This is a genomic window from Psychrobacter sp. UBA6291, from assembly GCF_002439405.1.
Classification (GTDB): Bacteria; Pseudomonadota; Gammaproteobacteria; order Pseudomonadales; family Moraxellaceae; genus Psychrobacter; species Psychrobacter faecalis.
In genome coordinates this window covers 1-23,496 of sequence record NZ_DJUD01000018.1, presented here as the reverse complement: position 1 = coordinate 23,496, position 23,496 = coordinate 1, and the positions used below count along the sequence as shown (strand labels likewise).

17 protein-coding genes, 2 tRNA genes and 1 pseudogene are annotated in these 23,496 nt (G+C 44.0%); 13 read left to right on the top strand and 7 right to left on the bottom strand.

All coding sequences use genetic code 11. The features are described from left to right. The first annotated feature begins 347 nt into the window (after positions 1–347). The 5 genes from metG (at position 348) to B3R91_RS02200 (ending at position 7,084) form a co-directional block, all read left to right on the top strand. A complete protein-coding gene (gene metG / locus B3R91_RS02220) occupies positions 348–2,465 on the top strand; it encodes a methionine--tRNA ligase (protein WP_286796305.1) in 2,118 nt (705 codons plus the stop codon). Between the two features lie 307 nt (positions 2,466–2,772). After that, the gene (locus tag B3R91_RS02215; RefSeq protein WP_286796329.1) at positions 2,773–3,822 is read left to right on the top strand and encodes an ABC transporter substrate-binding protein; all 1,050 of its coding nucleotides are present in this window, start codon (positions 2,773–2,775) and stop codon (positions 3,820–3,822) included. Positions 3,823–3,988: 166 nt separating this feature from the next. Further along, a complete protein-coding gene (locus tag B3R91_RS02210) occupies positions 3,989–5,017 on the top strand; it encodes an ABC transporter substrate-binding protein (protein WP_068404434.1) in 1,029 nt (342 codons plus the stop codon). A gap of 341 nt (positions 5,018–5,358) precedes the next feature. Continuing rightward, positions 5,359–6,258, top strand: a complete 900-nt coding sequence (locus B3R91_RS02205; protein WP_068404436.1) for an ABC transporter permease — start codon at positions 5,359–5,361, stop codon at positions 6,256–6,258. Between the two features lie 31 nt (positions 6,259–6,289). Beyond that, positions 6,290–7,084, top strand: coding sequence for an ABC transporter ATP-binding protein (locus B3R91_RS02200; RefSeq protein WP_183620875.1), 795 nt, complete (start codon positions 6,290–6,292; stop codon positions 7,082–7,084). 81 nt (positions 7,085–7,165) lie between these two features. Here B3R91_RS02200 and B3R91_RS02195 read toward each other — a convergent pair whose 3' ends face one another. Together B3R91_RS02195 and B3R91_RS02190 are read right to left on the bottom strand one after the other, a co-directional pair. Then, positions 7,166–7,840 carry a response regulator transcription factor gene (locus B3R91_RS02195; RefSeq protein ID WP_286796301.1) on the bottom strand — a complete coding sequence of 225 codons (675 nt, stop codon included), beginning with the start codon at positions 7,838–7,840 and terminating at the stop codon, positions 7,166–7,168. A gap of 89 nt (positions 7,841–7,929) precedes the next feature. Then, positions 7,930–10,101: a sensor histidine kinase gene (locus B3R91_RS02190; RefSeq protein WP_286796300.1), complete on the bottom strand. Its 2,172-nt coding sequence runs from the start codon at positions 10,099–10,101 to the stop codon at positions 7,930–7,932. Between the two features lie 316 nt (positions 10,102–10,417). On the opposite strand from B3R91_RS02190, the gene B3R91_RS02185 reads away from it, so the two are divergent. From B3R91_RS02185 to B3R91_RS02150, 8 genes are all read left to right on the top strand, one after another. Next, positions 10,418–11,794 carry a cytochrome c gene (locus B3R91_RS02185; RefSeq protein WP_281491197.1) on the top strand — a complete coding sequence of 459 codons (1,377 nt, stop codon included), beginning with the start codon at positions 10,418–10,420 and terminating at the stop codon, positions 11,792–11,794. Further along, a complete protein-coding gene (locus B3R91_RS02180; protein WP_286796297.1) occupies positions 11,794–12,762 on the top strand; it encodes a c-type cytochrome in 969 nt (322 codons plus the stop codon). Before B3R91_RS02185 ends, B3R91_RS02180 begins: the two co-directional genes overlap by 1 nt. Before the next feature lie 200 nt (positions 12,763–12,962). Next, entirely contained in the window at positions 12,963–15,359 is a 2,397-nt protein-coding gene (locus tag B3R91_RS02175) for an FdhF/YdeP family oxidoreductase (RefSeq protein ID WP_286796295.1), read from the top strand. Between the two features lie 33 nt (positions 15,360–15,392). Continuing rightward, entirely contained in the window at positions 15,393–16,445 is a 1,053-nt protein-coding gene (locus tag B3R91_RS02170; RefSeq protein WP_286796293.1) for a formate dehydrogenase accessory sulfurtransferase FdhD, read from the top strand. A gap of 901 nt (positions 16,446–17,346) precedes the next feature. Beyond that, positions 17,347–18,993, top strand: coding sequence for a sodium:solute symporter family protein (locus tag B3R91_RS02165; protein WP_223808474.1), 1,647 nt, complete (start codon positions 17,347–17,349; stop codon positions 18,991–18,993). A gap of 102 nt (positions 18,994–19,095) precedes the next feature. Then, entirely contained in the window at positions 19,096–19,230 is a 135-nt protein-coding gene (locus B3R91_RS02160) for a putative transporter small subunit (protein WP_223808464.1), read from the top strand. A 218-nt stretch (positions 19,231–19,448) separates the two neighbouring features. Next, a tRNA-Cys gene (locus B3R91_RS02155) sits at positions 19,449–19,522 on the top strand. Positions 19,523–19,644: 122 nt separating this feature from the next. After that, positions 19,645–19,731 (top strand) — tRNA-Leu (locus B3R91_RS02150). A 348-nt stretch (positions 19,732–20,079) separates the two neighbouring features. Here the strand turns inward: B3R91_RS02150 and B3R91_RS02145 are convergent. The 5 genes and pseudogenes from B3R91_RS02145 to B3R91_RS02125 all read right to left on the bottom strand — a co-directional run. Further along, positions 20,080–20,574, bottom strand: a complete 495-nt coding sequence (locus tag B3R91_RS02145; protein WP_286796290.1) for a glycoside hydrolase family 108 protein — start codon at positions 20,572–20,574, stop codon at positions 20,080–20,082. A gap of 64 nt (positions 20,575–20,638) precedes the next feature. Next, positions 20,639–21,031 (bottom strand): hypothetical protein, encoded by a 393-nt coding sequence (locus tag B3R91_RS02140; RefSeq protein ID WP_286796289.1) that lies wholly within the window; start codon positions 21,029–21,031, stop codon positions 20,639–20,641. Between the two features lie 62 nt (positions 21,032–21,093). Then, complete coding sequence (locus tag B3R91_RS02135; protein WP_286796287.1) at positions 21,094–21,789, bottom strand: hypothetical protein; 696 nt, start codon at positions 21,787–21,789, stop codon at positions 21,094–21,096. Continuing rightward, entirely contained in the window at positions 21,790–22,086 is a 297-nt protein-coding gene (locus B3R91_RS02130; protein WP_286796285.1) for a hypothetical protein, read from the bottom strand. Between the two features lie 9 nt (positions 22,087–22,095). After that, positions 22,096–23,496 (bottom strand): annotated as a pseudogene (locus B3R91_RS02125) (hypothetical protein); the annotation flags it as partial.

The following is a 23,496-nucleotide window of genomic DNA, read 5'->3' as shown; positions in this document are numbered from 1 at the left end:
AGACAATACATTATGTATCGATATAACTAAATTACACTCTCTTTGCTAACTTAGCATATTATTATCCTAGCGACCAGATAACAATCTTAAAATACTTATATGCTAAATCCTTGAGTAACTGCGTAGCTGCCTGCGTGATTAAGCATCGATTTAATTACCAAGGTAATATCACAAAATCGGCCGAATTACGGTATCATAGGCGCACTTTTTTAATTCTTCTCTTTTTTAGAGTTATTGGACGTTTTAAGTGTTAATAATTTAGCATTGATAATACGGTGCTGACTCCTCATAAAGTGCTCGAGACGTTTGAAAATCAACCCGTTTATATAAAAATATAGGTGACAAAAGTGCGTGAGATTCTAGTAACCAGTGCTCTTCCTTATGCCAATGGCTATATCCATTTGGGGCATCTTGTAGAATATATTCAGACCGACATTTGGGTACGTGCGATGAAAGCACAGGGCCATCAGGTCACTTATGTCTGCGCTGATGATGCTCATGGCACTGCGATTATGCTCAAAGCAGAAGCCAATGGCGTCACCCCAGAAGAGCAAATCGCCTCGGTAAAAGCCTCACATGAAGCCGATTTTGCCAAATTTCTGATCGACTTTGATAATTATCACAGCACCCATTCAGAAGAAAACAAGCATTTCTCTGAGCTTATTTATCGTCGCCTTAATAGCGCCGGACATATCAGTACAAAGGACGTCAAACAGCTTTTTGACCCTGAAAAGCAGCTGTTTTTAGCCGATCGTTTTGTCAAAGGAGAGTGTCCTGAATGCGGCGCGCTTGACCAATATGGCGATAACTGTGAAGCGTGCGGTACCACTTATGATGCGACCGACCTTATCAATCCGCATTCAACGCTATCTAATGCGACGCCCGTGCTTAAAACTTCTAAGCATTATTTCTTTGATTTGCCTGAGTTTGAGCAATTCTTAAAAGATTGGACGCGCAGCGAAAATCGCTTGCAAGTCTCCGTCGCCAATAAACTGCAAGAATGGTTTGACGCGGGTCTGACCAGCTGGGATATCTCGCGTGATGCGCCGTATTTTGGTTTTCAAATTCCAGATACCCCAAGCGATGAGCCAGAAAAATACTTTTATGTCTGGCTAGATGCGCCAGTCGGATATATGGCAAGCTTTAAAAACCTATGTGATAAGCGCGAAGGAAGCGATCAAGCGCTTGATTTTGACCGTTATTGGATGCAAGAAAACGAGCATAAAACCGAGGTGTATCATTTTATCGGTAAAGACATCGTCTATTTCCATGCGCTATTTTGGCCTGCCATGCTAGCCGGCAGTGAATTCCGTACGCCAACGGGTGTCTTTGCTCACGGCTTCTTGATGGTCAATGGCGAAAAAATGAGTAAGTCACGCGGCACCTTTATTAAGGCCGAAACTTACGCGGAACACTTACACCCTGAATACTTGCGTTATTATTTCGCCAGTAAACTGTCTGACAAAGTTGAAGATATTAACCTTGATTTAGAAGACTTTATGCAAAAGGTCAACTCTGACTTGGTGGGTAAAGTGGTCAATATCGCCAGTCGCAGTGCTGGTTTTATCGTGAAAAAATACGACGGTATGCTGTCAGAGGTTTGCGTAGAATCAGAATTATTAGAAGATATTACCAAGATTGGCGATGAAATTGCCGCCGCTTACGAAAACCGCGAATTCTCGCGTGCGATGCGCTTAATCATGCAGTGTGCCGACAAAGCCAATGAATATATCGACGAGAAAAAACCTTGGTCGCTTGCCAAGCAAGAAGGGTCTGAGCAAGAAGTGCAAGACGTCTGCTCGGTGGCGATTAATATCTTCCGCCAATTGATGGTTTATTTGGCGCCAGTATTACCTGAGCTGACTGCCAATGCCAAAGAATTCTTAAATATTGACGATTTAAGCTTTGCTAGCCGAAATCAATGGCTTCTTGGTCATAAAATCAATAAATTTAAACCTTTAATGCAGCGTATCGAAGAAAAAGACGTTGCGGCAATGGTTGAAGATTCAAAGGCCTCGTTAGCGCAAGCAGACGCCCCTACTGCTAACAGCGATAATAATTCAGATAATAAAAAAACAGTAGTAAACACCCAGCCAGTACCAGCGGCTAATACTGACAGTGAAGCTGGGCAAGCGGACTATATTGGTATTGAAGACTTTGCCAAAATTGAGATGAAAGTGGCGCACGTTTTAGCCTGTAATTATGTCGAAGGTGCGGATAAGCTTTTACAATTTACCTTGGACGTTGGCGAAGACAAACCGCGTAATGTCTTTAGCGGTATCCGTAAGTTTTATGAGCCTGAGCAATTGCTGGATAAAAAAGTGATTTGCGTCACCAATCTTGCGCCGCGTAAGATGAAATTTGGCATCTCAGAAGGTATGGTATTATCGACTGGCAACCCGAAAACACAGCTAACGGTGGTTACTTTACCGGACAACTGCGTTATTGGTGATGTGTTGGCTTAACTGCGATTGAACTTATAGAATAAAAAAGATGCTTTCGTGGCATCTTTTTTTGCCCAAAATTCATTGGTGATGAAATAAAAAGAACATGGGCAAAAAATAAAAATATAGACAAAAATCCATCTTTACTAACCTTTATAAAATGAATGACAAATGCGTTTTATTTTCTTATTGCCATAAGTTACATTACTGTCATAATATGGACGTAATCATCAAGGGATTGATTACCTTTATGTTCGCCCGTTATCTCATCATGCACATAATATTGACTCGGGTAACCTGCACTCTTTAACCTATGAGCCAAAATAAAATGACCTTTGCCACTACTTTACGCCTTAGCCTGTGCGGCGCTGCTATTAGCGCGGCGCTTGGTTTAACCGCTTGCTCTAATAATGCGACCGACCCTGCCGTCAACGCTGATGATAGCGCAACTAATGATAAGCCTGCCAAAACCTTGGCCATCACGCAAATTGTCGAGCATCCTTCTTTAGATGAGATGCGCCGCGGTATTATTGATGAGCTGGCGGACAACGGCTACGCAGAAGGGCAAAACCTAACCGTTAATTTTCAAAGTGCGCAAGGGAATACCGCAACGGCTGGGCAAATTGCCAAACAGTTCGCCGGTGACAATCCAGATGCTATCGTTGCCATCTCAACACCTTCTGCGCAATCTGTAGTTGCTTCGACAAAAACTGTTCCCGTTATTTATACCGCCATTTCAGACCCTGTGGCAGCCAAGCTAATTGACGAAAATGACGTGCCTATCCAAACCAATGTGACTGGTTTGTCGAGCGAATTACCTATTGAACCGCAGTTAGACAATATTCAAAAAATTGTCCCTAATGTGAAAACCATTGGTTATGTTTATAGCCCAGGCGAAGCCAATTCAGTAGTGGTTCTTAAACAACTGGAAAAAGCAGCACCAGCACGCGGGCTTAAGATATTGGGCGTTACTGCCAATCGCCCTACCGACGTTGCAATGGCGACTCGTAGTCTGGCAGGCAAGGTAGAGGTTATTTATACCTCATTGGATAACAACGTGGTTTCGGCCTTTGAAGCAATGGCAAATGCGGCTAATGAACTTGATATCCCAGTTATTGCCTCAGATGAATTTAGCGTCAGACGCGGTGCGACGGCGGCACTTGGTGTCAATGATTATGACTTTGGCCGTACTACAGGCAAAATGGTGTACCGGGTATTAAACGGTGAAGCGACCAAAGATATCGCACCGCAAGTGATGAATACCTTAACGCTATACGTCAGCCCAAAACACGCCGCTGAACAAGGTACTAGCCTATCGGCAGACTTACTTAAAAACGCCATCAATGTCGACAAAGAAGCACAAAAGGCCAGTAAATAGTCACTAATAAATAGTTGCGTCTCAATAGTAAAGAATAAATGAATGGTAATTAATAGTCAGCTATACAACGGATTACACAATCAGCTAGGATAATGGCTGGCAGCGCTACCCTTTCTTATCTTTTATATAATGTACGGACACATTATTATTTTCAGGAGTCAGACCCATGTTGTATCAAAATCGTTTTGCCAAAGCTTTATTATGGGGCGGTGTTTGCACCGCTATCTTGACCGGCTGTAACCAGCCAGCACAAGATGCCAACACCACTGACGGCGCTGCAACGGGCGGCGATGCCAAAGCTGCCATGAAAACGGTCGCTATTACCGCCATCGTTGAACATCCAGCACTCGATGATGTGCGTAAAGGCGTTATCGACGAGTTAAGTGACGCCGGCTTTAAAGAAGGCGAAAACTTAACCATCAACTTCCAAAGTGCCCAAGGTAATACCGCCACTGCCGGTCAGATTGCCAAGCAATTCGTCGCTGATGCACCAGATGTCATCGTAGCGATTGCCACGCCATCGGCTCAGTCTGTAGCCGCTTCTACCAGCAGCATTCCTATGGTGTTCTCAGCGGTCACCGACCCTGTCGCAGCAAAACTGGTACCGAAACTTGATGGATCTGGCACCAACGTTACTGGCGCCTCTGATGCTCTTCCTTATGCGCCGCAAATCGATTTGATGCGTCAAATTATCCCAAGTCTAAAAAACGTCGGTTATGTCTATAGCCCAGGTGAGGTGAACTCAACCATCGTTTTAAAAGCGCTGAAAGAGAATTTGACCCCACTTGGTATTAACGTTCACGAAGCGCCTGCGCAGCGTAGTAACGATATTGCGATGGCCGCTCGTAGTCTTGAAGGTAAAGTCGATATGATTTATACCTCAACGGATAATAACGTGGTTTCAGCATACGAATCACTGTACCAAATCGCTAAAGAAAGTAAGATTCCATTGATTGCCTCTGATACCAGTTCGGTTGAACGCGGTGCCGTTGCTGCGTTAGGAGTGAACTATTACGATTTGGGCCGCGAAACCGGTAAAATCGTTACGCGTATCTTAAACGGTGAAAAAGCAGGCGAAATCCCTGTTTATACGCCGCAATCGCTTGATTTACATGTCAGTCCAAAGAATGCGCAAGCCGAAGGCATCACGCTACCACAAGCCGTTATCGATAAAGCAAAAGTAGTGTTAGAATAACTGCCGCTTTTAACTCTAATTCTTAGACGATAGTTTTTATCAATTATCGTCTAGGTTAATTGGATATAGCTATTTTGATATGGCTATGTAGGTAGCGCAGACAAACCCAGCTCTCAGTCAGTAGGCTGGGCTTGTTTTTTCAAGGCTGTAAATAAGCAAAGCTTATAATCAAGCATTCTAAGAATAGGTTTTGCTTGACCCTAACTGCAGATACCTCTATCTGTTAAATTCACCGCTTAGTCGTTTAAGCAAAGTTGGCTGATTGATAGCGCGATATGTCGCCTATCTCAATTATCTCGCCATCATTTATTAAACGCTGGGTTATGACTTACTGATCTCTTATGTCTTTAATTGCTTTTTTTGGTGCGCTTGAAAGTGGTCTGATTTATGGCCTAGTGGCGCTTGGCGTCCTTATCTCATTTCGTACCCTCGACTTTCCAGATTTGACCGCTGACGGTAGTTTTCCGTTGGGCGGCGCTGTCGCGGGTATTTCTATCATCGCTGGAGTGAATCCTTGGCTTGCTTGTGCCTTTGGTATGCTAGCAGGGTCAGTCGCCGGTATTGTCACCGCGTGGCTACACGTTAAGCTGGGCATTTTACAGCTGCTTGCCAGTATCCTTGTGATGGTTGCTTTATACTCTGTCAATCTACGGATTATGGGTGCGCCAAACTTACCATTGTTAGGTGAAACGACAGTATTTAGCACCTTGGTCAGTGATGGTAATGGTTACTGGATGCGCTGCCTCATTATTGGTGTCGTCGTCCTATTGGCCATGTTGTTTTTAAACTGGTTTTATAGTACCGAAACGGGTTTATCGATGCGGGCGACTGGCTCAAACCTACGTATGGCACAGGCGCAAGGTATCAATACCTCATGGATGACCATCATTGGTATGGCAATCTCTAACGGCTTGATTGCGTTAGCGGGCGCATTATTTGTGCAGACGCAAGGTGGCGCTGATATCTCAATTGGTATCGGGACCATTGTCATTGGTTTGGCAGCGGTCATCATCGGTGAGACCATTATTCCAGCTAAGCGTATTTGGCTGATTACCTTTGCGGTGGTTGTCGGTGCGGTGCTTTATAAGCTCTTTATTCAAGTGGCTCTATCGAGCAGCACGCTACGTAGTATCGGTTTTGGCCCACAAGATTTAAACTTGATTACCGCGCTACTCGTGGTCTTGGCCTTAGTATTGCCAAAAGCTAAAAATAAATTTTTAAGTCGTAAAGTTCGGGCTTAATGTCAATGTGCAACCATAAGGAATTATAATTATGATGCAAGCTACAGATTTGCGGTTGACCTTTAATCCTGGAACGCCCATTGAAAACCCTGCCCTACGCGGTATCAATCTGAATATCGCCGATGGTGAATTTGTCACCGTCATCGGTACCAATGGCGCAGGCAAATCGACCTTTTTAAATGCGGTCAGTGGCACCACGCGCGTCGATAGCGGTTCAATCTTGTTAAATGGTATCGATGTCACCAAAAAAACCGCGCATCAACGTGCCCATTGGGTCGCTCGTGTCTTCCAAGACCCGATGGCGGGAACTTGTGAGGCGCTAACCATTGAAGAAAATATGGCGCTTGCCTATAAGCGCGGTGGCAAACGTGGTTTAAGCTTTGCGCTAAACCAAAACAACCGTGACTTATTTCGCGAGAAACTGTCAGTATTAAAATTGGGTTTAGAAAATCGCTTAACTGACCGTATGGGCCTGTTATCCGGTGGTCAACGTCAAGCCGTTAGCTTGCTGATGGCATCATTGCAACCATCTAAGATTCTACTGCTTGATGAGCATACGGCTGCCCTTGACCCTAAGACTGCGGCTTTTGTTTTAGAATTAACGGACAAAATCGTCACGGACAATCAGCTTACCACGATGATGGTCACTCACTCGATGCAGCAGGCATTAGCCCATGGCACGCGTACCGTGATGCTCCATCAAGGACAAGTAGTACTCGATGTCGCAGGCGATATTCGTAAAGGCATGAATGTGCATGATTTACTTGATATGTTTGAGCAAACTCGCGGTGAAAAAGTCGAAGATGACAGCTTGATATTAAGCTAAATCATTTAGCAAAATATTTTGAATTTAAAAAAATAAAACGCCTGTTTAATAGCAGGCGTTTTTTTATGACTGTTTTAGTTATTAAGAATCAAGCATGACCAATTTTTGAATCAACTCACTGACATGCTGCGCTTGCATTTTTTTCATCACTTGTGAGCGATGTACCTCTACCGTACGGACCGATATATCTAAATGATCGGCGATATTTTTATTCAGATTGCCTTGCAGTAACTCATTGGCTACCTGCTTTTCTTTCTCGGTCAGCTGCGCATAGAGTTTTTTAATATTATAAAGCTGAGCACGTTTGATTGTTAAGGCTTGTGCACGCGCAAGCGCTTCTTGTAAACGGTGACTATTAATCGGTTTTTCGAGATAATCAGCGGCTCCTTGTTTGAGCATGTTGACTGCATCAGCAATCTCACCCTTGCCAGTTAACGCAATAAACCCTATCGGACTGTCATGTTTAGTAAGATACGCTTGTAGTGCCTGACCGCTCATTTCTGGCATCATTAGATCACTGACCACCACTGCTCGGCGATAGATATCGACTTGCTGTAAAAATATCAGAGCACTTGACCATACTTGGGTCGGTAATCCTAAGCTGCTAATCAGAAAATCACAGGATGTACGCACACTTTCTTCATCGTCGATGATATGAATCAGCAGAGGTTCGCTAATAATAGCAGCTGAACCATTACCAGCTGTTTGAGAATCTAAGTGTTTTAAGTGCTTATTGAGATGATGCTGAGCATTCATACGCAACCTTATGATTAAGTTAATTTACAAAGTTTATAAGCGCTTGGTTGTTTATAACTCTCTTATGCTTACTTTCTCTTTTGATTGCTTTATTTCTCAGTATTATCAGCCAAATGCAGCGGCAGATAAAAAGATACTTGCGCACCAATCTTATTTGCTGGCGTGTAAGTATTTTCAGTGTTCATCAAGCGCACTTTACCATTTAAGTTACGCTTAAAGCGTTGCTGATAACCGTCTAACGCTTGTATGCAATTAAGCTCCTGCTGCACTTCGATATTGCTAAGCTGCATCATACCGTCGAGTGATTTGCACAAGCGCTGACATATCATCAAACCCAAGCCTAAACCATTGGCTTTGGTTGATTTAGTGGCGTAATGATTGGGTAGACGCTGCTGCGATTTACTCTCGACTAGCTGCTTATTACCAGCTAACGGTTTATGGTCAAGCAACTGCGCCTCATCAAAACCGCCTGCATCATCGGTTATATGCAATACTATATAGGATTTGCCATTATAATCTTCTGCCTGACAACGTAACATTATCTGTGTCGCCCCTTGCTGCTCAGCATTGACCATACTGTTCATCAATAACTGGTCTAAAACCAAGCTTGGCAATTGCAAAGACCGGTAGTCACTCGCCAACCAAAAGCCAATACTTGAGGCTTTTTCACCAAGTAGCAATACACACTGCTCATAGGTGGTGGCGATGTCCACTTGAACGTTGTTCGGCTGCGAGCGCCCTGCCCAGCGCCGAATATTACTGATAACAGCCGCAACCCGTTCGGTTTCATTGACAATTTGCTGCAATGCAATTTCTGTTGCTTGTTTATTATCTGCCACTTGTTTGTCTGTTGCTTGTTTATCAGTTAGCGACTTTTCTACCGCAGTCAAACTATTTACTGAGTTTTTATCCAACCCTGTCCATTCTTGACTGCTTTGACTATTTTGACTGTTTTGACTGCGAATCAGTAATCCTTGGGCATAATTTTGAATGGTCGCCAGCGGCTGATTGATTTCATGGGCGATTGATCCACTCATCTCACCGATGACAGCGAAGCGTTCTGATTGACGTAGCTGCTGGTCATAATCACGAATCAATCGATTTTGCAGGGTTATTTTTTGCCGCCGTCGCCATGCTAGCCAACTCATCCACGCATAATTTACTGTTGATATCAAAATAATTAAAACAATAATCGCCATCCACAATCGATGCGCCTTTACCCATTCAACCATATGCGCGCCCAGCTGCTTTTGAGCGGGATGACGGTTCATATCATAGAGGATACGCTCAGCATTACTACTCGATTCGGGTGGTAGCCAGCGCTGTCCTATTCCTAACAACGCTTGCTCTGATTGACTTGTACCAAATAGATTTTGATTAATCTGTCGCACCAAAGCATTTGGCGCTTGCTCGGTCGCCGCCAATGTCCAATTTGGATATATAGGCGTTGAAGATTGACAGCTAGAAGTGGTCGTAACAGGGTGAATAAGGCGGTATTGTTTCTCGCTAACTTTCCCTTGTCGTGCCATCTCTTCCATCAAGCAAAGTGGCGCTATTGCTGCGTCTACGCTGCCATTCGCTAGTGCATTTAACGTGCGTTCAATAGGATAACCGACGAACTGGGTCTGATAACGGTTGGACGGCACACCGTTTTGTTGTAATAAATGCGCGACCAATAGATAACCACCAAAAGCCTCGGCATCGACGGCAGCAATTTTACGCTGCTGCAAATCTTGCAGCTGATAAATGCCGCTGTCCGCCTTTACCCAAAGTGCACTGGCGACTTCTTCCATGGCGCTAGGTTCTTTTAACGGACCACCCTGACTGAGCTTATTAAATTCATTGGCTAAGCTAACCGTTGCGGAAAACTGCTTATCAGCGGTTTTGGTGTTAAAACCTTTTTCATTAAAGTTTTTACCATTGATATCAGCAGGCGCAGTCAATTTAGCTGGCGCCGTATCGGCTTGCAAGGTCGCAAGCCAGCGCCAATGGGTGGTATTCATTTTAATCAGCTGTACTTGTGGACCAAGCACTAAGGCAAATTGCTGCGCCTCAATTTCCTGCTGCCAATTCTCTAATGCTAGCGGCACTAAGACTACTGTGTCCTCTTGTAGCTGCTCGTTAAGCTGATTGAGCCAAGGTTGCCAGCGTTCTTGCGCAACTGTTTCGCCTTGCGGCGCCAGCACGCCTAAATAATACGTCTGGGCGTTTGCCATCGACATAACCAAGCAAGCATTTAATGCCATCAGAGCTTTCCACACTTTCAACGCCCTAAAGGTTATGGTTCTAAGCGCAATTTTCGATAAAAAATCAATGGTATTTATAGGCATTATTTGCGACTTAAGACGTCCAAGTTTGTAAAATTTATTAAAACCATATGATTAATGTGGTTTTCCACAATATCAGCATATTACGCCATATTCTATACTACATAGCAAGATTGTATCTTTTAATTGGCTGAGCTTAATGATTGCTATCGAATATAAAAATCAGGCATTACCAATAAGCCTTACAACATAGATAGCGACAGTAAGCGCAGTAATATTTTTATAGCCTATTTTTATGGAGGGCAGGCTTATGAAAAAGTGGCCATTAATCATTATTATGGCAGCCATTGTCGGGCTGATTTTAGCGTTTATCATTGGGCAAATACTGCCTAATATGCGCACGAGTAGCAGTGACATCGAGGTCAATATCACCGACCCTGCACTTATTAAACAAGGGGAATACGTCGCGCGTACCGCTGACTGTGTTGCTTGTCATACCACGTTAGATGGCGAGACTTATGCAGGCGGCCTGCCTATGCTGACACCACTGGGTGCCATTTATTCAACCAACATTACCCCTGATAAAGAAACCGGTATTGGTCAGTATACCTTTACTGACTTTAAGAATGCCGTCAAGCATGGCGTGCGTCGTGATAATAAAGCCCTTTACCCTGCGATGCCCTATCCTTCTTATCAGCTTATGCCAGATGAAGATTTGGCCGCGATGTACGCCTTTTTTATGTCAGACGTCAAACCCGTCAAGCAAGCCAACTTAAAAAGTGAGTTACCACCGGTGGCAAACTGGCGTTGGCCCTTAGCATACTGGCAAGCAATGTTTGACCCAAAACGTGAGTTTGTCGCTGAAAGTGATGATGCAGTGTTGGCTCGTGGACAATACTTAGTTGAAGGTCCTGGACACTGCGGCTCTTGCCATACTGGCCGCGGTATTGGCTTCCAAGAAATCGCCTTAAATAATGCCGACTCAGAAGAATATTTGAGCGGTGCGGTTATCGATGGCTGGCGCGCCAAAAGTATTCGCGGTGAACATCGCGGTTTGGGTACGTGGACGGTCGCAGAACTGAATGACTTCTTTAAAACCGGTCGCACTGATACCACGGCTGCCTTTGGCGCCATGGCCGAAGTGGTCGAGCACAGCACGCAATATATGACAGACTATGATATCAACGCCATGTCATCTTATCTAAAGACTTTAACGCCCGCGCCAAATAAAGAAAAAACCTTGCCGGCGAAAAAAGACATTACCACGCAAAAACTGCTTGATGGCAACTATGATTCGCGCGGTTCAATCTTGTACGCCGAGTATTGCCAAGTTTGTCACCGTGCCGATGGTAAAGGCGTGGCGCGTATCTTCCCAGCCCTTGATGGCAATAGTGCGGTATATGCGAAAAATGCCGACTCGGTACTACAAATCACCTTGAGCGGTGGTCGCATGCCAGAAACTCCGCACGACCGCATGGCCTTTACCATGCCTGAATTCACTAACCTAAGTGATGCCGATGTGGCAGAAGTGGTCAACTATGTACGTAATAGCTGGACCAACCAAGCGCCTGAAATCGGTGTCGATGATGTGGTAAAAATGCGCGCTTTCCTCGCCAAAAAACCAAAAACCAGTACCGATATCGCCCCAGACTTAAGTATTGATGCGCAAACAAAAGGAGCAAAATAATGAAAAACTCTCCACACAACCTGCCTGCTATTGTTAGCGTTATCTCTCAGAAAATGAAAATGAGCAAACTGACCACCGCTGTTCTGACTGCCTCAGTGGTTAGTATCGCCGCTATCAGTAGCGGTTGCTCACAGCCAGAGCCTATCGAGCAAAATGCCCCTAAATATGGCTTAGTTACTGCTGATGATGCCAACGAAGATGTCGGTACCTATGTGCTGCCGCAAGATACCTCTATCTTGGATGAGCCAAACGCTGATGAGATTTTTTATGGCAAACGCTTATTAAACGAAACCAAGCGTTTATTGCCCAAGCACGTTGGCGCGCAAATGAACTGTAATAGTTGCCATATCTCGCAAGGTAAAATCCCGCTTGGCGACCCCTACATCAACAGTTATAATTTCTACCCGCGCGTAATGCCACGTGCTGGTAAAGAAGTTGATTTAACCAAGCGCATTAATGGCTGTTTTCAGCGCTCGATGAATGGCAAACCTTTAAAACCTGAATCACCTGAAATGCTAGCGATGTTGGCCTATATGAAATGGCTGTCCCAAAATACGCCGAAAGAACAAAAGGTCGATATCCAAAACGCTGGTAAAGTGGATGAATCTTTGGTTGGCAATCCTGTACGCGGTGAAAAAATCTACCAAGTACAATGCGCCACCTGTCATGGTGATAACGGCGAAGGCATGAAAGACAGTCGCGGCGATATTGTCTTCCCGCCATTATGGGGCGATGAATCCTTTAACATTGGCGCTGGGTTGGCGCGTACTTATAAAGCCGCGGCTTTTGTTAAGTACAATATGCCAATGGGCATTCAGACCAAAGGCTTATGGGGTCATGGTAACGTGCTGAGTGACCAAGATGCTATCGATGTCGCTGAATTTTTCACCCATCAACCGCGTCCCGACTTTGCTGGTAAAGTAAATGACTGGCCAAATGGCAACAAACCTAAAGATGCCCGTTATTAAATGCGCTAGCCTGACAACATATCAGTCATGCTGATTTATAAAATAAAAAAACCTCAAACGCATCATTTGCTTTGAGGTTTTTTGTTATCTATAAGTAATGAAAGTCAATATTTCTTATCAGCCATTATATAGTAGCACTTAACATAATCACTTTTATTATAGTAGCCCTTACTTATCGCCATTCGCTTATGAGGTCTGTCATGCGCAAAATCCCTGTTTATACCCATCCTGCTGCTGGTTGGCCAGCGCTGATCTCATCGACTCGTAAGCTGATGGATTACAAGGCGTTTATGCGCGGTAGTGTCAGCGTCTTACATAGCAATCAGCCTAAGGGCGGCTTCGACTGTCCGGGCTGTGCGTGGCCTGACCATAAGACCCATAAAGTTATCGATGTCTGTGAAAACGGTATCAAAGTCATTGCCAGTGAAACGATGAACCAACGTGCAGATGCGGCGTTCTTTGCCAGACATAGCGTAACCGAACTGCAAAGTTGGTCAGGCTATGAGCTTGAGCATAGCGGACGCTTATCAGAGCCGTTATATTATGATGCAGCGCAAGACCGCTATGTGGCGATTTCTTGGCAAGCAGCTTATGAGCGTATCGCTGATGTCTTAAAAAATCTTGATTCACCAGATGAAGCGTTATTTTATACCTCAGGACGCGTGACCAACGAGCCAGCTTTTATGTTTCAGCTGTTTGTACGCTGTTTTGGCACCAATAATTTGCCAGATTGCTCAAACATGTGTCACGAGCCAACGTCAGTGATGCTTGGCAAACAATTAGGCGTCGGTAAAGCCACCGTAGTTTTGGAAGATTTTGAGCAAGCAAAGTTGATTATGCTGTTTGGGCAAAATCCTGCCACCAATCATCCGCGTATGCTTGAGATGCTAGCGCACGCCCATAAACAAGGCTGCCGTATTATCTCTATTAACCCGATGCGTGAGCAGGGTTTAAGCAAGTTTAGGAATCCACAAAAACCAACCCATATGGCTGCAGGACAAAGCGATGAAATGGTCGATGAGGTCATTCAAATTCAAATCGGTGGTGATGTCGCTTTATTGACTGGTTTGGCTAAATGGCTGGTAGAAAACGATAAGATTGATAGTGAGTTTATTAGCACTCATACTTCAGGGTTTGATGATTTAAAACAATGGCTGGTCGCCCAATCTTGGCAAGATATTGAGCTTGGTTCTGGTATTACGCAAGCAGACATCATCAACCTTGCCAAGCTCGTGGCAGATAGTCCTGCCACTATCTGTACGTGGGGTATGGGCATTACCCAACACGTCCAAGGCGAAGATAATGTCGCCATGATTACCAATTTGCTGCTACTCATGGGCATGATTGGTATCGATGGTGCAGGCGCATCGCCCGTGCGTGGTCACTCCAATGTGCAGGGCGATCGCACTATGGGCATCCATGAGCGCCCCAAACAAAGCCTACTTGATAGCCTTGAGCGCGTGTTTAAGCGCCCTATGCCGCAAGAAGATGGGCTTGATGTCATCGCTGGCGCAAAAGCATTAATGCAAGGTAAGCTCAAAGCTTTTATCAGCATGGGCGGTAATTATGCCGTTGCCGCGCCCGATAAAAGTGCGATTCAAACGGCCTTAACCACTACCGAACTCAATGTTTTCATCGGCACCAAACTTAATGAAACTATGCTATATCCGGGTAAAAATAACCTTATCTTACCTTGTATCAGCCGTACCGAACGCTTAGTAACGGAAAAAGGTGAGCAGTTCGCGACGATTGAAGACTCTATGTGCCAAATTGTTCCTACGCGCGGTCGCATTGAGCCGATTAGTGATGATTTAAAATCTGAAGCGCAAATTGTGGCCGATATGGCAACCCACGTGCTTGACGCTGATTCGTCTATTCCATGGCAAACAATGAGCAGCGACTTTGATATCATCCGTAATTATATCGCTCAAGCTATTGAAGGCTTTGAGAATTTTAACGATCGTATTCGTGAAAACGAGCGCGGTTTTCATTTATACCACCCTGCCCGTCATCGCGTTTGGAATACCGATAGCGGCAAAGCGCAGTTTGAAGTCCCACAATATCCCATTACTTATGTCGCAGCACAGATGGCAGAAACCACATCGAGCTATCATAGCCATGCTAAAAATAACAATGCTAAAAGTGACCATAGCAAAAATAATGAACCCGCGATTCATCCAAGCAATAGCGATCACAATCCAACCCAAAGCGCTGAGCAAAAAGTATGGCAGCTAACCAGTGTCCGCAGTCATGATCAATTTAACACCATGATTTTTGGTCATCAAGACCGCTATCGCCAGACCAACCGCCGCGACGTGTTATTTATGCATCCCGATGAAATCAAGCGTTTAGGTTGGCAAAAAGGCGATAGTGTTATGGTATCGCGTCAAGACAGTCAAGATGAACAGCGCACCTTAGGTCCATTAATACTGACTGAGATGGATATCGCTGCCAATGCGGTGGCGACTTATTATCCTGAATGTAACGACCTTATCGACTTAGACACTCACGCGCCAGACTCAAGGACGCCTTCTTATAAATCCGTTACCGTTGTTTTGCAGCTCGTTACTGAAAACACATTAGCTGCCAGCGCTTAACAAAGATAGTTTGATAAAGGAAATGGTTAAAATATGATGGTCAGTAAACATAACGTAGTTGCAGTAGAACCTTGGTTAAATGGCTCAGCGGCCGATTTAGAAACCAATGCTGTTCATGCTGCTGCGCCAATAATGGATATGCAGACCGTGCCTTTATCGCGCCTACATTTAACACAAAAACATGCTTATTTATCTACAGCAAATGTCTCTTCTAAAAATGCAGAAATAGAGGTTGATAACAAATCAGCGCTGCTGGCAGTAGAGGCAGCGGTTGCGATTGTCATTAATGGTATCCACTATGCGATATTAATGGCAAGCCCCTATCAGCTTGAGTACCTTGCCATTGGCTTTTTATATAGCGAAGGATTGATTCATCATAGTCATGAATTATTAGATTGGGAGGTAACGCAACTGACCGATATTGCCAGTTATAGAAGGTTCACCAGTGATTTAACGGATGACTTGCTTGACGAAAAGACGGCATTTGAGCAATTTTCAGCGCAGTTGCAAGACTATGATGTATATGTAGTAGAGCTGGTACTAAATCAGCGCTGTCATCAGCGTATTCAAGCGCAGAGGCGACAGCTAGCAGGACGTACAGGCTGCGGTATGTGCGGTATCACCGGGCTTTCGCAAGCGCTTCCTGATTTAAGTCATTATTTATCATCTGGCTTGCAACAAAAACCGTCAGAATCCTCCGTGCCCAGCCTTAATTATTTACTACACATGCATCAGCAAATTGGCGCCGCCCAGCATACCCATCAACTCACGGGTGCGGTACATGCTGCCGCTACCATGCAAGACAAGGATTTGTATTTATTTGAAGACGTCGGGCGTCATAACGCACTTGATAAACTCATCGGTTGGCAATTGCGCAACAAGACCGAGCTGACATGCGTGGTGATGACCTCGCGATTGTCTATTGAGCTGGTACAAAAATCCATTCGTAGCCGCATTCCTTGGCTCGTTGGTATGTCGGCACCGACCAGTACTGCGGTACGCGTCGCTGAACGCTATGGTTTGGGACTGGCGGGGTTTTTACGCGATGACCGCGTTACTTATTATACTAATTATGAGGACGCTTAAACCGACAAACTAGCGGCGACTCTTTTTTTATAACCATTTAACTCTATCACTAAACCGCTAAGCAATAACTATTTTCTACTTATTTTTACTTCAACTTAACTCTCCCTGTAAGTTCCTAAAAGAGCCCTAGCCTTTATCGTTATCCTTTCCTTGATACAAGAAAATTTGTTTAAACTTCATAGTTTCTCCTAACCTCTTCTGCTTATTATAACCATTTTAATGACGACCTATTAGTCTATCTTAATGCTGGCTGACTAAAAAGTCTGCGGTAAAATTTGAGATAGCAGACAGAATAGGTTACTCTTACCGCACAAACATGTTACGAGAATTTAACATCGCTGTAGTTTTATTTATCAATGACGAGTAAATACTGGCAACAACTGCCATAAAAATTTACTTATTATCACGACAACGGATGTTCGCTCATAAGCAATAAAAGGATAAAACTCCATCCTAACTATTGCTTAACGCAGCTACTATACATAGCTTATCTAGCACCGCCCAAGCAGTTTAGGCTCAGTGCTTATCCGTATTTTTGCTAGAGATGCTTAATCAATATGCGTCTTTTAGTGTCTCGTTACTATCGAGTAGGCATCACTTGACAGCGTAATGGTCAATCCATTAACAGACGCCTATTGAGAGTTGCCGCCGTTATTTCTAAGACAAATTTTTAGTCTATATTTTTTGTCAAATACTTGTCTGACGGGCTGTGCTAAATAAAAAAGCGGCATCACATTTAACGTGAGCGTTTGGCTTGCCTCATTGCGTGCTTGTGCGCTGTATACAATCAGCGAATAGAACCAATGCGTCCTATTACATTCCTAACAGTTTGTGGCATGACTTTTATTGCAAACCTTTATTCTTCAAACAATTGCGAGGTATGAATTTGAAAACTGAGTCATTGTTCCAATTTTCATCAATCACCATTCTTTTACTTTTATTAGGATTTTATGGCGGTACTTACCTGCTGTCTTTATTGATTAAAAAAGATAAGGAAACCACTTCTGGATTTATGGTCGCCGGTCATGGTGTCGGTTTCGGCATGGGCGCGGCGAGTATGACTGCAACTTGGATTTGGGCAGCCTCGTTTTATGCGGCTGCAACCTCCGGTTATAAATACGGCGTTTCAGGACCGCTACATTATGGTTTTTGGGGCGCTTTGATGATTTTATTCATCTACCCTTTTGGCATGCGCTTTCGCGAACTTGCTCCTAATGGACACACCTTAGGTGAACTTATCCACGCGCGCCACGGATCATCAAGCCAATTAATTTTAGCCATATCTAACCTTATGGGCAGCTTAATTAGCTTGATGGTCAACTTTACCGCTGCTGGTGCTTTGGTATCAGTATTATCGCCGTTATCGTTTCAGACCGGCGTCATTATCGCAGGTGTCGGAGTGCTCAGCTATACGTTGACCTCTGGATTTCGAGCGTCCGTATTTACCGATTTTGCTCAATTGGTGGCTCTGATGGCGATTGGAGTCATCATCATCCCTGCAGTGCTATTTGCCATGGGCGGGCCTGCGGTCATGGTCAGCGGCTTATCAAACTTAACCTTAGAGCAGCAAAACCTGTTTTCTTCTGAAGCCTTTTTTCAGCAAGGGGCGCCTTATTTTGTCGCGGTATTGGCTTATGCTATCGGCAACCAAACCATTACCCAGCGATTATTTGCCATTGATAAAACCAAAATCAAAGCAACTTTTGTCACTGCAACGGTCGGCTACGCGGGCATCGTCATTGGACTTGGTATGATTGGCTTGATGGCTTTGACCATTGGTATTGAACCGCTCGATGGCAATATGAATAACTTAATCCCGCAAATGGTTAGTACTTATTTGCATCCGGTATTTATTGCCTTGTTCTTTATTTTGGTCATTGGCTCATTATCCTCAACCGCTGACTCAGATTTATCGGCGCTATCAACGATTATGATGGCGGACGTTTATGGCAAAAATATCGCTAAAGGGCGTGTAAAACCAAAAACCATGATGCTGGTTGGACGCTCAACCATGATTATTGCCACCGCTGCTGGATTGATTTTCGCTAGCTTTAAGCTTGATATATTGGTCATGCTGGTCTTCGTTGGTGCATTATGGGGCACCATTGTATTCCCTGTGATTGCCAGTGTGTTCTGGAATCGCGTCACCAATGTGGCCTTTACCTCAGCCGTCATCGTCGGGTTGTTATTATTTTGCGTCGCACGCTTTGAGCTGATTCCCATTGAAGGCTTCACCGCACTATTCTTTGAGATTTTGGCCAGTGTTGGCGCTGCTGTCGTGATTGGACTCATGGTCTTTGGCTTTTTAGGACGCAAAATCGGTATGGTCGCCGCCGCTATTACGCTAGTACTGATGCTCATTTTTGCCACCGGCTTTTTACGCCAATATATGGTCTTGTTGGCCTCCTTGACCGCTTACGGTGCCAGTACCATCGTCTGCGTGATTGTCAGCCTTATGGGTGACGAGCATTTTGATTTTGACCTCATTAAACAGCGGGTGGGCAACTACGATAAACAGCCGCAAGCAAAAACGTTACCAAAAACTTAAGCAAAATCTTATTAGGCATTGATGGTTAACCAATGCTTGGTTAGCCATTCTTACTGAAGTCTAGTAAGCAAAAAATTTGTATAAACACTATAAGGAGACATCATGGACAACGTCTTTATCTATGGATTTTATATCCTCGTCTGGCCGGCGATTACCCTTGGGGTGCTGACATTAATCTGTACCGCAACTTATCGCGATTTCAAAAAAGCAAAACGTAATAATCAAGATATTGTCTAGCAAGCGTTAAACTAGAATAGTTATATTTAACAAGTCATCACTGAATTTAGGTTTGGCGATGACTTCATTTGCACCAATTTTGCTATCCTTTTACCTTATTAAGGCTCAAATAATGCCTCATTTATGGTTAAATAGCGGCAACTTAGCAAATAAGCGCTGTTTCGTTAAAAAATGACTTGTAATTTAAATTATTTTTGCTAATATAGGCATCCTTGATTGGCTGGGTGGCAGAGTGGTCATGCAGCGGACTGCAACTCCGTTAACGCCGGTTCGATTCCGACCTCAGCCTCCAATTATTTAGCTATAAATATATAAGTATGACGTTAATTTTAGCTTGCTTTATTAATGGAAATGCTTATAATAGCGACCACTATCTAATAAGTAGAAAGCTTACTTTTAGATAAGACAAGTTTTGCCCGGGTGGTGAAATTGGTAGACACAAGGGATTTAAAATCCCTCGCTAGTAATAGCGTGCCGGTTCAAGTCCGGCTCCGGGTACCATTATATTAAAAGGCCTCCAAGCAATTGGAGGCCTTTTTCTTATAAGCTCATTAAGAAAACAGTGCTTTTATTGTCTTTGAACTCTATCAAATAGATCAATCAACCTTCTACTCTCATTAAAACTTTACATTCCGAACTTAGTAATAAATGTATATCAAAAAAAATCCGACCACATTAAGTGATCGGATTTTTAATATTTGGTGGAGATGGCGGGAGTTGAACCCGATTGCATCACATTCTATCACACGCTATCAAATTCACTCTTAATAATATCAATGACTTACGATTATGTAATGTGATTAGATGTGATAGCGTATGACGATAGGATGTCAAGAATCATGTCACAGACTAATTATCTGCTGCTGCGTAACGTAGGTTTCCAACGATGCGGCGAGCCCACCCCTTACCGAAAGTTTGCCAAATGCGCAGGTTAGTGAAAAACTCTAGGCGCTCAGCTAAGAATAAAAACACTACATCGTTTTTATCCATTTCCGCAACTGCTGCAAGCGTGCGCGGACCAATCAACCCATCGGCAGTAACGCCAACTGCACGCTGCAGAAACTTAACAGCTTGGCGATTACCATGGTTATATGCTGCATCTGTCAACTGCCATGCAATCAATCGGTCTAACTGATCGCCCTTCACTGCTTTATAGTATGACTTCTCGGTAATCGCTTTGGCAGTAGATTTTGGCAACTTACGCATATCACCGAAATAACCATGCGCTTGCGCTACTCGCTTGGTCACGCCATACATTGTTTCGCCGCCTGGGTCGTTTGGATGGTTGACGTAACCACCTTCGTGCTTCATTAGTCGCTCGAAAATTGCGTCGAATACGCTCATAAATTTTACCTTATTTTTGACATTAAAAAAGCCTCTAAATAGAGGCTGTATTTAATGCTGATTATTATTTGCCAAAGATTGCAAACGCTGCGTCTTTAACTTCTTTTATCACCTCAGCAAGCGTCTTGCCTTGCCATAATGCTACTGCTTGATAAACGATGCCGATGGCAAGCATGCCAAAGACTGCCCACATAAGCATGACAAAGCCATGCGTCATAACACTGTAGTTTTGCAATTCGTAATACTCAATAGACGCTTCGCCGCCGTATAAGCTAACCGTGACTGCGATTGTAAACTTAACGATGACCGAGATATTGACTTGTATCTTACCGTCCCTGCCAATGTCACCGCTTAGCATCAGACCAAGAATGGCGCCAATGACAGCTGCAAAAACTTTGGGCAGAAACGCCAAAAGCTTTAGTAAGATTATGTCCAAAAAAGGGGTGTTATTTGGCATACGCTTTCCTCAAATTTTAGATAAAATAAAACCGCCTTATTCGGCGGTCGGATTTGGTTGAGCTATAGGTTTGTAGTATCTATCACTAGCCAAGAGCATTCAGTAGATATAGCGCCTGTGACATCGCCGTATGCTAATACATCAAAATCACTTATGGTTAAATCAAAATTAGGTCTAATCCTGCAAGTAGAAACTAAAGAATATGGGGCGCTCATATCTACCTGATTAACATGATAAGCCATGTTAAAAATTACAGCCACATTAGCATGACCAAAATTTAAAGTAGTTCTTTTACCGTAATAATTAAAAATACCGCCCATTTCATCACGTGTGAGTACGTCAGTACCTACATAATTTTTGCTAGAGGCTAACACCTTCATATACTTTAAGTTTGAATTATAAGCTACCGTACCATCAGCTTTATAAACTTCTAAACCTAACTTATCTGTAGTTGTTAAATCTGCTGCTGTGGGAATATCGAAAGAATAAATAGTCATATCACCTAAACTAGAGCCTGCATCACCGTAAGGGGTACACAAATTAGCTCTTTTCTGGTTTTCCGCACTAAAACCCCAGTCCTCTATTTGTCCAAATCCTATATCCTCTCCAATGTCGGGTTGTATAGCAAAGAACAGACCATCCGTAGTGAAGTTATTTCTATTTATTTTCCTTTTTTTACTTCTTAATATCATATTGGCATACTCAGAAGTTATCTGAACCCTGCCCGTGTCGTTGCTAATCTCTAGACCTGCTGCCATTTAATAAACCCCCACATATATTTGATAATTTGTATTAGGTGGTAGCCTTTTAAACTCTAACGTATAAGTAGTAGCTGTTTGAATTTCTATACTCTCATTAGTGTTGTTGGGATTCCCCTGCGCTGTGTTTAGATTCTTAGCAAAGAAGGCTGTATTGGTTGCAAATAGAGGGCTGGTAATAACTACTCTAGGGTTAGCGTTTGTTATGGTGTATACCCCTATTAATGTGGTTATCCTGTTAGTTACCTCCAGCTGCAAGTTGCCATTTGTGTCAAAAACCTGTAAACCTTGTGGCATAAATCCTCCTTACCATAACCCTAGCCGCACGCGCAGCACGTCGTTAGCATCATATACACTGAGTAAGCTGTCTTTAATTTCAAGCCTAGCGCCAGTTGGCGCTGATTTGAAATGTCCAATAGTTGCTGATAATGCTGATAACGATGTGATGGTTGCTGTATCAATCTTAGCCAGTGTAATTGCGCCATTAGCGATATAAGCATTTCTTAGATACGTCCCTATAGGGATGATCACACCGTTAATGTCTTGTGCTGTTTCATAATGCACAAACCCAAGTTCTTTGCTGCCGTTTGGTGAGCCGATATAGAACTCATCCGCTCTAACAGCAAACGTCCCTTTTTTACCATCGTTATAGGTGCCAGTCCCAACAGTGTAGCCGTTAACATCTAGGATTAGCGTCGATTGAGCGCGAAGTCCGTCGATGACTTGATTCGATGTCTGAATGGACGCAGTGTTGCTGCCAACTGACGTTTGCAGGGTTTGCACTGCGCTTGCCGTAGCCCCGCTTTGCGTTGTGACCGCACTCAAATCCGTTTTAATGGTAGCGATATTAGTCGTTGCAGTGTTTGCTTTACCTAGCGCCTCAGTTGCTGTTGCTTGCGCTGCATTGGCTGCTGATTGTGCATCGGTTGCGGCTTTATCGGTTACGATTGACCATGCGTTGCCATCCCAGCGCTTAGGCGTGTTTTTACCTCCTGTTGTATCAATCCATAAGTTTTGCGCTAATTGCTTAGCTGCAACCGGCGTTGTTGAGCCAAAGATAACCTCGCCTTTATTTCCCGCTGCTGTCGCTGCTGCGTTGGCGGCAGTTTGGGCGGTCGCTGCATCAGCTTCGGCTTTGTCAGCTTTAGACTGTGCTGTGGCAGTTGATGACTGCACGGTATCGACACGTTGCGACAGTGCTGTATCTGCGTTGGCGCGCGCAGTTGACTCGCTTTGTATTAAAGCCGTGTTGTCAGATACCGTTGCTGTGACGGTGTCAATGCGAGTGCCCAGCGCCTCATCAGCCGTTGTTCTGGCTGTTGTCTCACTGGTGATTGACGCGGTGTTACCTTCCGTTGCAGCTGACAGCATATCAACACGAGTAGACAAGGCGCTATCGGCATCAGCTCTTACTTTTTGCTCGGTTGATATAAGCGCTGTATTGTCGTTAAAACTTGCATTTAATATATCAATGCGCTGACCTAATGCAATATCATCTTCGATACGTGCGCTTGTTTCAGACCATACGCCAACTAAAACTGTGTCATCCCCAGCACTAACCGTATCATCCCCAGCCATTAGCGGATTGACTTGGGCAAAAACACCATCAATCTTGGTTGCATTGGCAGTTGTCGCGGTGGTTAGCGTTTCATAATTACTGGTGATGGATGCCGTGTTGTCATCCGTTTTAGATGACACCGTATCAAT

Bases quoted from the DNA above. Each gene is read 5' to 3' on its own strand.
- B3R91_RS02215 (WP_286796329.1), top strand. From the start codon at position 2,773: ATGACCTTTGCCACTACTTTACGCCTTAGCCTGTGCGGCGCTGCTATT.
- B3R91_RS02210 (WP_068404434.1), top strand. From the start codon at position 3,989: ATGTTGTATCAAAATCGTTTTGCCAAAGCTTTATTATGGGGCGGTGTT.
- B3R91_RS02205 (WP_068404436.1), top strand. From the start codon at position 5,359: ATGTCTTTAATTGCTTTTTTTGGTGCGCTTGAAAGTGGTCTGATTTAT.
- B3R91_RS02200 (WP_183620875.1), top strand. From the start codon at position 6,290: ATGATGCAAGCTACAGATTTGCGGTTGACCTTTAATCCTGGAACGCCC.
- B3R91_RS02195 (WP_286796301.1), bottom strand. From the start codon at position 7,840: ATGAATGCTCAGCATCATCTCAATAAGCACTTAAAACACTTAGATTCT.
- B3R91_RS02185 (WP_281491197.1), top strand. From the start codon at position 10,418: ATGAAAAAGTGGCCATTAATCATTATTATGGCAGCCATTGTCGGGCTG.
- B3R91_RS02180 (WP_286796297.1), top strand. From the start codon at position 11,794: ATGAAAAACTCTCCACACAACCTGCCTGCTATTGTTAGCGTTATCTCT.
- B3R91_RS02175 (WP_286796295.1), top strand. From the start codon at position 12,963: ATGCGCAAAATCCCTGTTTATACCCATCCTGCTGCTGGTTGGCCAGCG.
- B3R91_RS02170 (WP_286796293.1), top strand. From the start codon at position 15,393: ATGATGGTCAGTAAACATAACGTAGTTGCAGTAGAACCTTGGTTAAAT.
- B3R91_RS02160 (WP_223808464.1), top strand. From the start codon at position 19,096: ATGGACAACGTCTTTATCTATGGATTTTATATCCTCGTCTGGCCGGCG.
- B3R91_RS02145 (WP_286796290.1), bottom strand. From the start codon at position 20,574: ATGAGCGTATTCGACGCAATTTTCGAGCGACTAATGAAGCACGAAGGT.
- B3R91_RS02140 (WP_286796289.1), bottom strand. From the start codon at position 21,031: ATGCCAAATAACACCCCTTTTTTGGACATAATCTTACTAAAGCTTTTG.
- B3R91_RS02135 (WP_286796287.1), bottom strand. From the start codon at position 21,789: ATGGCAGCAGGTCTAGAGATTAGCAACGACACGGGCAGGGTTCAGATA.
- B3R91_RS02130 (WP_286796285.1), bottom strand. From the start codon at position 22,086: ATGCCACAAGGTTTACAGGTTTTTGACACAAATGGCAACTTGCAGCTG.